This is a genomic window from Mycobacterium sp. 1164985.4 (assembly GCF_001668575.1).
Taxonomy (GTDB): Bacteria; Actinomycetota; Actinomycetes; order Mycobacteriales; family Mycobacteriaceae; genus Mycobacterium.
Genome location: NZ_LZMD01000070.1, coordinates 152,972 through 162,235, shown reverse-complemented (window position 1 = coordinate 162,235; position 9,264 = coordinate 152,972). Strand labels below are relative to the sequence as shown.

13 protein-coding genes and 1 pseudogene are annotated in these 9,264 nt (G+C 65.9%); 5 read left to right on the top strand and 9 right to left on the bottom strand.

Annotation, left to right across the window (positions count from 1 at the left end; translation table 11 throughout):
- Window positions 1–170: 170 nt before the first annotated feature.
- The 3 genes from A5650_RS14575 to A5650_RS14565 all read right to left on the bottom strand — a co-directional run bounded on the left by A5650_RS14575 (window position 171) and on the right by A5650_RS14565 (window position 2,420).
- Window positions 171–548 (bottom strand): hypothetical protein, encoded by a 378-nt coding sequence (locus A5650_RS14575; protein WP_067081793.1) that lies wholly within the window; start codon window positions 546–548, stop codon window positions 171–173.
- A gap of 68 nt (window positions 549–616) precedes the next feature.
- On the bottom strand, window positions 617–1,606 hold the full coding sequence (locus tag A5650_RS14570; protein WP_067292527.1) for an NAD-dependent epimerase/dehydratase family protein: 990 nt from the start codon (window positions 1,604–1,606) through the stop codon (window positions 617–619).
- A 64-nt stretch (window positions 1,607–1,670) separates the two neighbouring features.
- Window positions 1,671–2,420: an SDR family oxidoreductase gene (locus A5650_RS14565; RefSeq protein WP_067292524.1), complete on the bottom strand. Its 750-nt coding sequence runs from the start codon at window positions 2,418–2,420 to the stop codon at window positions 1,671–1,673.
- Between the two features lie 41 nt (window positions 2,421–2,461).
- Here A5650_RS14565 and A5650_RS14560 point away from each other — a divergent pair, with 41 nt between their 5' ends.
- Window positions 2,462–3,028, top strand: coding sequence for a chorismate mutase (locus tag A5650_RS14560; protein WP_067292520.1), 567 nt, complete (start codon window positions 2,462–2,464; stop codon window positions 3,026–3,028).
- Here A5650_RS14560 and A5650_RS27360 read toward each other — a convergent pair.
- The 3 genes and pseudogenes from A5650_RS27360 to A5650_RS14550 form a co-directional block, all read right to left on the bottom strand.
- Window positions 3,021–3,509 (bottom strand): zinc finger domain-containing protein, encoded by a 489-nt coding sequence (locus A5650_RS27360; RefSeq protein WP_502687075.1) that lies wholly within the window; start codon window positions 3,507–3,509, stop codon window positions 3,021–3,023. The two genes, A5650_RS14560 and A5650_RS27360, sit on opposite strands and share 8 nt — an antisense overlap.
- 162 nt (window positions 3,510–3,671) lie before the next feature.
- A pseudogene (locus tag A5650_RS27355) lies at window positions 3,672–3,914 on the bottom strand (DNA-formamidopyrimidine glycosylase family protein); the annotation flags it as partial.
- A 16-nt stretch (window positions 3,915–3,930) separates the two neighbouring features.
- On the bottom strand, window positions 3,931–4,323 hold the full coding sequence (locus A5650_RS14550) for a phage holin family protein (protein ID WP_067292513.1): 393 nt from the start codon (window positions 4,321–4,323) through the stop codon (window positions 3,931–3,933).
- Window positions 4,324–4,363: 40 nt separating this feature from the next.
- Here A5650_RS14550 and A5650_RS14545 point away from each other — a divergent pair, with 40 nt between their 5' ends.
- Window positions 4,364–4,846 carry a nucleoside deaminase gene (locus tag A5650_RS14545; protein ID WP_067292509.1) on the top strand — a complete coding sequence of 161 codons (483 nt, stop codon included), beginning with the start codon at window positions 4,364–4,366 and terminating at the stop codon, window positions 4,844–4,846.
- Between the two features lie 31 nt (window positions 4,847–4,877).
- Here the strand turns inward: A5650_RS14545 and cobF are convergent, their stop codons facing one another.
- Both cobF and A5650_RS14535 read right to left on the bottom strand, forming a co-directional pair.
- Window positions 4,878–5,636 (bottom strand): precorrin-6A synthase (deacetylating), encoded by a 759-nt coding sequence (gene cobF / locus A5650_RS14540; RefSeq protein WP_067292506.1) that lies wholly within the window; start codon window positions 5,634–5,636, stop codon window positions 4,878–4,880.
- A gap of 16 nt (window positions 5,637–5,652) precedes the next feature.
- Window positions 5,653–6,705, bottom strand: coding sequence for a YihY/virulence factor BrkB family protein (locus A5650_RS14535; protein WP_067292503.1), 1,053 nt, complete (start codon window positions 6,703–6,705; stop codon window positions 5,653–5,655).
- A 128-nt stretch (window positions 6,706–6,833) separates the two neighbouring features.
- On the opposite strand from A5650_RS14535, the gene A5650_RS14530 reads away from it, so the two are divergent.
- Both A5650_RS14530 and A5650_RS14525 read left to right on the top strand, forming a co-directional pair.
- Window positions 6,834–7,736 carry an AurF N-oxygenase family protein gene (locus tag A5650_RS14530; protein WP_067292500.1) on the top strand — a complete coding sequence of 301 codons (903 nt, stop codon included), beginning with the start codon at window positions 6,834–6,836 and terminating at the stop codon, window positions 7,734–7,736.
- Window positions 7,733–8,005, top strand: a complete 273-nt coding sequence (locus A5650_RS14525; RefSeq protein ID WP_156744136.1) for a DUF4873 domain-containing protein — start codon at window positions 7,733–7,735, stop codon at window positions 8,003–8,005. Before A5650_RS14530 ends, A5650_RS14525 begins: the two co-directional genes overlap by 4 nt.
- Here the strand turns inward: A5650_RS14525 and A5650_RS14520 are convergent.
- Entirely contained in the window at window positions 8,002–8,268 is a 267-nt protein-coding gene (locus tag A5650_RS14520) for a DUF4235 domain-containing protein (RefSeq protein WP_067081821.1), read from the bottom strand. The genes A5650_RS14525 and A5650_RS14520 overlap by 4 nt on opposite strands.
- 66 nt (window positions 8,269–8,334) lie before the next feature.
- On the opposite strand from A5650_RS14520, the gene A5650_RS14515 reads away from it, so the two are divergent.
- Complete coding sequence (locus A5650_RS14515; protein ID WP_067292493.1) at window positions 8,335–9,201, top strand: TIGR03619 family F420-dependent LLM class oxidoreductase; 867 nt, start codon at window positions 8,335–8,337, stop codon at window positions 9,199–9,201.
- Window positions 9,202–9,264: the final 63 nt, after the last annotated feature.

Sequence of the window (9,264 nt, the reverse complement as noted above, 5' to 3'; positions counted from 1 at the left end):
CATACCCGAACACTAGTTCGAGCCACCGACAACCCCAGCCCCATCTGTAACCACTGAAACCAAAGAGACACAAGTGAATTGCAATCGGTCATTACGCACAGAGCAACGCGGCGCACGCTCACGAGAAGCGTGCGCCGCGTGGTTGGGCGCTGGATGCAGCTAGCTAGTGATTACGGGGCGGGGATGTTGATGCAGCCGACATTCGGCAGGCATCCACTCGCGCCGCCGGGTCCGGCCGTGCCGCCAGGTCCGTTCGGAGCCAGCGCGCCGCTCGCGCCGCCTGGTCCGGCTGAACCGCCGGGGCCACCAGGGATTACGCCCTGGGCGCCGCCACCGTCAGCGGTGCCCTGCGGGCCGCCGGGGACGTTGACGTCGGCGCCGCCACCGGGTGAGGCGTCGATGTTGCCGATACCCGCACACGGGGTGCCATCGGCATTCAGACAGGGTGGGGGCGCCGGCTGCGCGCCGGCCACCGGCGCGACGGCGATCGCAACTGCCGCGGCGCCCGAGAACAACAGGGGCATCATCTTCGTCAGTTTCACGTTCATGTTCTGAGGGCTACCACGTCAGGGATTTACTGAAACCTTCAAACTTTCTCCGCGACGTGAGGCTCCTGTCACAACCGGCCGACCTGTTTCAGTCCGGAAACGGTGTCCGACAGCGTTTCCTGCGGATCGCGGTATGTGATCCCCAGTTCGGTCTCGCTAGGCGAATCGTCGGAAGACGGCATCTGCGTGTAGTACTGCATCGCCGCCGCGGTCACCGGCGCGTCGAACGGTAGGAACGGCCCGACCACATCGACGACCCTTCCGATGTTGCGCAACACCATGTCCGGTATGGGATACACCCGTAGCGTCGTGTTCGCGGCTTTTCCGATCATCGTCGCCAGGTCGGCGATCGGAACTCGCTTGCCCCCAGCCATGTAGCGGCGCGGGCCCTTCCCGGGCTCGAGCAGCGCAGCGTGCAATGCCGCCAGATCTCGAACGTCGACAACTACCCATGCCGCCCCGCGACCCGGCACACCGCGCATCTGAACCGCGGCCTGAACACCTTCTGCCGCTTCGCCGAACTGGTTGCCCGCGGGCGGGCCGAGCACCATGCCCGGGTACGTGATGCTCACCGGCGCACCCTGCTCCTGCAGGCCGCGCGCGTACTTCTCCACCTCCGCTTTGGATTTCCCGTAGCCGTCGGTGCCTCCCACGACCGGAAGGTCCGCGTGCAGCACATCGCAGTCCGGGTTGAACAGTGCCGTGAAACTCGAGACGTGGATGATCGGGTCGAGACCGCGCTCAGCCGCGACACCGAGCACGTTGTGAGCGCCATCGAGGTTGGTCCGCAGCATCTTATCGGCTTGTCGCGGGTCGACTGAAACCATTGCAGCGGAATGTATTACAGCATCACAGCCGTCCATGGCCGCAGCCGTCGACTCGGCATCGGCGATGTCGCCGACGGCATAGTCGTCGATCGCGACACCGATCTCCGCGGCGCTCGTCTCCAGTCGTGCCGGATCGCGGACCAGGAATCTCACCTGGTGACCTGCGTCGGCCACGGCCTTTGCCGTCCACGCCCCGACGAAACCGGTACCCCCGGTCAACAGCACCCTCATTCAGACCTCCCGTAGGAACTAGCGCTGCGGATTACCCCGAAGCGCCTGCCTCTACACGGGTGCTCTATGCGAACGGCTTCATCAGTCGCGGCGGCAATACCCGCATCACCCGGACCAGCGGCGCCCACGGCCACCACGGCACCGCCGCGCGACCGCTTTCGCGTTCGATCGCGCCGACCAGCGCACGCACGCCGGTTTCGTTGTCCACCATCAACATCGTGGACGCCGACTTCGCCGTCATCTCGGATTCGATGTAGCCCGGCTCGAGCACCGTGACCTTGATCGGCCCGCGCGCGTACTCCGCGCGCAACGACTCCCCCAGCGACGAGACCCCGGCCTTGCTCGCGGCGTACGCGGCCTTCACGCCCGGCACGCCCTTGTTTCCGAGAACCGATGAGACGAGCACAAGATGGCCACCGCCGGCTTTCTCGAACATCTCGAGCGCGGTCTCGATCTGGACAAGCGCCGCAACGAGATTCGTTTCGATGGTGGCTTTGTTCGCCCACAGCTTGCCGGACCCGAGCGGCGCGCCCTTGCCGATACCGGCGTTCACGATGATGCGGTCGATGCCGCCGAGTTCGTCGGAGAGTTCGGCGAACACCTTCGGCACCTGCTCGTGGTCGTTGACGTCGAGGGCGGCGACCGCGACATTGATACCGGGATGGCGCTCGAGCAACTCGGCCTTCAATTCGTCGAGGCGGTCGACACGCCGGGCGCACAGCGCGAGGTCGCGGCCCTTCTCGGCGAACGCACGGGCCATTCCGGCGCCCAGTCCGGAGCTCGCACCGGTGATCAAGATTCTCTGCCGAGTCACCCCGACAGACTAGGCGAGGGAATCGCCGTCAGAATGACCACATGGTTCTTGTGCGCAGCGCTACATTCCTGCTCGTGGCCCTGTTCGTCGCCCTCTCACAGGGGATCGCCGCCGGACAACCCACCTCGCCGCTGTACCGGCTCGTCGACACCGCGTCGCAGCGGCTGGCCACCGCCGACGCCGTCGCGGCGGCCAAGTGGGTCAACGGCGGACCGATCACGGACCGTCAGCGCGCCGATGCGGTGTTGAACGCGGTGGCCGCCGACGCCTCCGCTCGCGCGATCGACCAGGGCTACGTGCGGGCGATCTTCACCGACCAGATCGACGCCACCGAGGGCGTCGAGTACACCCGATTCGGCCAGTGGAAATTCGACCCCGCCACCGCTCCCACCACGGCCCCCGACCTGTCGGTGTCGCGCTCCCAGATCGACGAGTTCAACAAGGTCATGGTCGACGAGATTGCGCGGCAGTGGGATTCGTTGCACGCACCGAACTGCACGGTCGAGCTCGACAACGCGATCAACGCTGTGGCCACCGGCCGTCAGCTCGATCCGCTCTACCGGCACGCGTTGTCGGCGGCCACCCGCTCCTATTGCCGAATCATTTGAGCAGGCGCGACAGCCGCCGATCGGCGAGCACCTTGCCGCCCGTCTGACACGTCGGGCAGTACTGAAACGACTTGTCCGCGAACGACACCTCCCGAACGGTGTCTCCGCAGACGGGGCAGGGCAGCCCTGTTCGGGCATGCACGCGCAGGCCGGATCGCTTCTCCCCCTTCAGCGTCGCGGCCTGCTGACCGACCGAGCGTGTCACCGCGTCGCTGAGGACTCCGATCATCGCGTCGTGCAATGCCGACAGCTGCGCATCGGTCAGCTTGGCCGCCGTCGCGAACGGGGAGATCCGCGCGACGTGGAGGATCTCGTCGCTGTAGGCGTTACCGATGCCCGCGATGACCTTCTGGTCGGTGATGACCGTCTTGATCCGGCCGCTGTTGCCCGCGAGCACCCCGGCGAGGTCCTCGGGTCCCAGCGACAGCGCGTCGGGCCCCAGCGTCGCGATACCGGGTACCTTCGTCGGGTCGTCGACCACCCACACCGCGAGCCGCTTCTGCGTGCCGGCCTCGGTCAGGTCGAAACCCGGAACCGCCCCGGCGGCGACATTCGACCCGGGCGCATCACCCGGCGGGCCGAGATGTACGCGCAGAGCGATCGGCCCCTTACCCGGCTTCAGCGGCGCAGCCGCCAACTTGTCCGACCAGCGCAACCACCCCGCGCGCGACAGATGGGTTATCAGGTGCAGGTCGCCGGCTTGCATGCCCAGGTACTTGCCCCAGCGGTTGGCGTCGGTGACGGTCAGGCCGTGCAGCGCCGTGATCGGCGGGTCGAACGTCTTGAGCACCGAGAACGCCGAGACGTCGATGCGGCCCACCGTCTGACCGACGGCGTGGCGGCGCAGGTGGTCGGCGAGCGCTTCGACTTCGGGTAGTTCGGGCATGGCTCCAGTGTGCCGGTCAATTCCGTCGCGCGGCACCGCCGGTGAGCACCGACAGCAGCCAACTCACGATCGACAGCACGATCGCGGCCCAGATCGCCGTCCACCAGAAGTCATCGATGAACAACCCCCAGTGGGTGGTGTGTTCGGTGATCTGCGACGTGATCCATAACATCAACGCGTTGATCACGATGTGGATGAGGCCGAGGGTGACGATGTAGAGCGGGATCGAGAGGATCTGCACGATCGGCTTGATGATCGCGTTGACCACACCGAAGATCAACGCGACCACGAAGATGATGCCGACTTCCTGCAGTCGCGACTCGGCGCCCACGAACCTGATTCCGGGAACGACGAGAGTCACCACCCACAGCGCGAAGCCGGTCAAAGCGGCCCGCAAGAGAAACGACATCGCACTAGCCTAAACCAGTCGACGCACTGGGAGGGCAGCCGTGGATTTCGTTCAGCGCACCGTGGATCTCGCACGGCGAAACGTCGAGGAGGGCGGGCGCCCGTTCGCTACGGTCATCGCCAAGGACGGGGAGGTGCTCGCCGAGAGCGCCAATCAGGTTGCCCAAACCCATGATCCGACCGCACACGCCGAGATCCTCGCGATCCGGAAGGCGTGCACGAAGCTCGGCACCGAGCATCTCGTCGGCACGACGATTTACGTTCTCGCCCACCCCTGCCCGATGTGCCTCGGCTCGCTGTATTACTGCTCCCCAGACGAGGTGATCTTCCTGACCACCCGCGACGACTATGCGCGCTACTACGTCGACGATCGAAAGTACTTCGAGCTCAACACGTTCTACGACGAGTTCGCCAAGAACTGGGACCAACGGCGACTACCGATGCGCTATCAGCCCGAGGACAGCGCCATCGACGTCTACCGACTGTGGATGCAGCGCAACGACCCCGGGCACCAGACCCCTTAGCCGGTTGATCCCACGCATCAGATGCGTGCGATCAACGGTCCTTCGCGCGCAGCAGATAGGTGTCCATGATCCAGCCGTGCCGTATCCGCGCGTCGGCGCGCGCCCGGGCGATCTCCTCGCCGACATCGCCCACGGTGCCCGACATCAGCAGCTCGTCGGGCGTACCGAGATACGCACCCCACCAGATGCGGGTTTCCGGCGGACACATCAGGAACGAGCAATCGGCGTCGAGCATCACGACCGCGCTCCCGGCCAGTCCGGTGTCACGCAGCTGCCTGCCGGTCGTGATCAGCACCGGTTCGCCGACGTCGTTGAGCGGAACGCGATGTCGCGCGGTGAGCGCCTGGATCGCGGTGATGCCCGGGATGACGTCGTAGGCGATGTCGACGTGGTTCGCGACCGTGTCGAGGATGCGCAACGTGCTGTCGTACAGCGAGGGGTCGCCCCACGCGAGGAATGCGCCGACGCCGTCGGGCGCGAGCTCGTTCTCGATCGCCTCGGCCCACACCCGTGCCCGCGCGGCATGCCAGTCGGCGACCGCCTGCCGGTAAGCGGGCCCGTCCGATGCCTCCCTGACCCTCGGCGGGTCGCGAAGTTCGACGAACCGGTACCGGGGCTCGCGGATGAACCGCTCGCAGATGTGCCGTCGCAGCGCCACCAGGTCGTCTTTCGCCGAACCTTTGTCCATCGCGAAGAACACCTGGGTGTCGTTGAGGGCCGACACCGCCTGCGCCGTGACGTGGTCGGGATCGCCCGCGCCGATACCGATGACGTGAATTCGACGGGTCACGCCCGCGAGTATGCCCTCAGTGTTTGCGGCCGCGTGACAGACGTAGCCGCCTGGCGCGCTTGACGTCCTTCTTCTCGGCGGCCTCGTCCTTGCGGATGTTGTGATCGTCCTTCATCGGCAGCTGCAGTTCGTGTTCAGCGGGCAGGCCGGCCTGCAGTTGACGGCCGCGTTCGACCTCGGCGTCGACCTCCGCGCCGAGCAGCAGGGCGAGGTTGGTGATCCACAGCCACAGCAGGAACACGATGACGCCCGCCAGTGCGCCGTACGTCTTGTTGTAGCTGCCAAAGTTGGCTACGTAGAGGCCGAACAGCACGGACGCGACGAGCCAGACGACGATCGCCAGCGCAGCGCCGCCGCTGATCCAGCGGAACTTCGGCTGCTGAACGTTGGGCGTGACGTAGTACAGGATCGCGACCGCCGCGACCACAAACAGCAGGATCAGCGGCCACCGGGCGACATTCCACACCGTCACCGCCGCGTCGCCCAGCCCGATCGCATCGCCGACCGCGTGGGCCACCGGTCCGCTGATCGCGAGCAGGAAGACCACCGCGGCCGCCATCACCAGCCCGACCAGCGTCAACAGCAGCTGCACTGGTCGCAGCTTCCATACCGGCCGGCCCTCGTCGATCTCGTAGATCCGGTTCATCGCGCGGCCGAAGGCACCGACGTAGCCGGACGCCGACCACACCGCGCCGACGATGCCCACCACCAACGCGAAGCCAGCCGTCGGCGAATTGACCAGCTGCTCGATCGTCGGGCGCAGGCTGTCCAGCGAGGACGCGGGTGCGACATCGCCTGCGATGTCGAGGAGCGCGTCGACCGTGCGTCGGCCCTGCCCGAAGACACCGAGCAGCGACACCATGACCACGAGCGCGGGAAAGATCGACAGCACCGCGTAGTACGTCAATGCCGCGGCCAGATCCGTGCATTGATCGCTCTGGAACTCCCGGACGGCCTTGCGCATGGCATAGATCAGCGACGGCCGGGTGAGGTCGGTCGGTGACTCCGGTTTGCGGGGATCATCCGGGTCGGGAGCCTGGACGGTCCTGTCGGCCTCGTCGGTTTGCATACCCCCCGATACCCCTGCCCGCCTCCATCAAACGCCAGCGGTACCGCAAGTATGCGGTACCGCAGGTATTGACTAGAGCGCCTGCGGTTGCCTACCTTGGGAGGACCGTCACCGAAGGGACGTCAACGATGACCAACCCGACGCTCAGCCCCAGCCGTGCGGAGTTCTCCGAACGCCTGCTGCGGGGGTCAGTGAAGAAGTCCTACGCGCCCGTCGTCGACATCGACTGGGACGCGCCGCTCGATCCGGGCAAGTTCTTCCTGCCGCCGAAGATCGTCTCCCTCTACGGGACGCCGCTGTGGGACGCGATGACCCGCGAGCAGCAGATCGAACTGTCCCGCCAGGAGTTGGTCAACACATTGTCCGCGGGCATCTGGTTCGAGAACATCCTCAACCAGTCACTGCTGCGCAAGATGATGCATCAGGATCCCACCGCGAGCGCCACGCATTACGAACTCACCGAGCTCGGTGACGAAACCCGGCACATGGTGATGTTCGGCAAGGCGATCGAACGGGTCGGCGCAAAGCCGGTGTGGCCCAAGTGGTATCAGCGTGTGATCATCAACGCCCTGCCATTCGTGTTCCAGGGCTCCGCGCTGTGGGTGGCCGCGTTGATCGGCGAAGAGATCTTCGACTCGCTGCAGCGCCAGATGATGGACGACGACGAGCTGCAGCCGATCGTGCAGAGACTCATGCGGATTCACGTCACCGAAGAAGCACGGCATATCCAGTTTGCCCGTGACGGATTGCGCAAGCGGGTCCCGCACATGCGACCGCTGCCGAAATTCGTGCTGTCCAACATCAACGGTCTCGGCGGCTACTTCTTCCGCTTCCTGTTCACCAACAAGGTGCAGTACAGCCGCGTCGGCCTCGACCCCCGCCGGACGCGGCGCATGGCGCGTCGCAGCCCGCACCGCATTGACACCCAGGTGACGGGGTTCGCACCGCTGGCGGCCTTCCTCGATGAAGTGGGCCTGCTGGGCCCGATCGCCCGCCGAATGTGGCGACGGAGCGGTTTTCTACCCCGATGAGTGACATGTACGACGGGGTCGCCGCGCTCCGGATGCACGACACGGACCACGGCGTCCGGGTGCGTCTCGTCGGTCACGTCGACCCGATCGACGGCAGATACCACTGGCGTGGAATGGTTTTCGATCTGACATCCGATGTGCGCCTGCCCCAACCCGTGCACATCTCGATCGGCCACCACTCCGCAGAGGGCCACCTGACCGAGGTGACGCCGTGGGGGACGCACTGTGTCGCAGGCGTCGGCGCGCCGCCGTATCCACTGGACGGCTAGTCCAGATCTTCGTCGGTCAGCGCCGCGAACCCCTTGGCCTGCCCGCGAGCCAGCGCTGCCCGAACCACGCCGGCGAGCAGACCCTGGATCGCGGCGGCGATGAACACCTCGCGCGTCGAGCGGCTGAGGTCCTTCGGATCCGGCTCTTCATCGTCCGGGCTGATGCGCTGCCAGATCTGCTGGAAGATCTGGCCCGCGATCATCCCGCCGGCAACGCTGCTGGCGATCGACAGGGGCTTGTAAATCGTCTTGGCCGCACTCACGGCGATCGAGATTCCCGATGCGCCAATGATCAAACCCCGAACTAGAACACGTTCTATTATTGCCCTGTGCGGTTCACCTACGCCGAAGCCATGACCGACCCGACGTACTACATCCCCCTGGCACAGGCCGCGGAGGCGGCCGGGTACCACGCGATGACGATCGCCGACAGCGTCGCCTATCCGTTCGAATCGGATTCGAGATACCCCTACACCGCAGACGGCAGCCGCGAATTCCTCGACGGCAAGGCGTTCATCGAGGCGTTCGTGCTCGCCGGCGCCCTGAGCGCGGTCACCACGAGGCTGCGGTTCGACTTCTTCGTCCTCAAGCTGCCCATTCGGCCACCGGCCCTGGTGGCCAAACAGGCCGGCTCGCTGGCCGCGCTGTTCGGCAATCGCCTCGGCCTGGGCGTCGGCACCAGCCCCTGGCCCGAGGACTACGAGTTGATGGACGTGCCGTTCGCCAAGCGAGGCAAGCGCATGGATGAGTGCATCGAGATCATCAGGGGCCTGACCACAGGCGAATACTTCGCGTTCCACGGCGAGTTCTACGACATCCCGAAAACGAAGATGACACCCGCGCCCACCCAGCCGATCCCGATCCTGATCGGCGGCCACGCCACCGCCGCGCTCAAGCGTGCGGCGCGCAACGACGGCTGGATGCACGGCGGCGGCGACGCCGAGGAGCTGGACCGGCTCCTCAGGCAGCTCAAGCAGTTTCGTGAGGAAGCGGGCCGCACCGGGCCGTTCGAGATTCACGTGATCTCGGCCGATGCCTATACGCCCGACGGCATCAAACGGCTCGAGGACAAGGGCGTCACCGACGTCATCGTTGGATTCCGAATCCCCTACATCACAGGGCCGGACACCGAACCGCTCGACCGCAAGATCCGCCACCTCGAAAAGTTCGCGGAGAACGTCATCGCCAAGCTCTGAGGGGTGCCAACGGCCCCCGAGAAGGCGTAGCGTCGACGTCAGGAAGGGGTTATCTACGGGGGC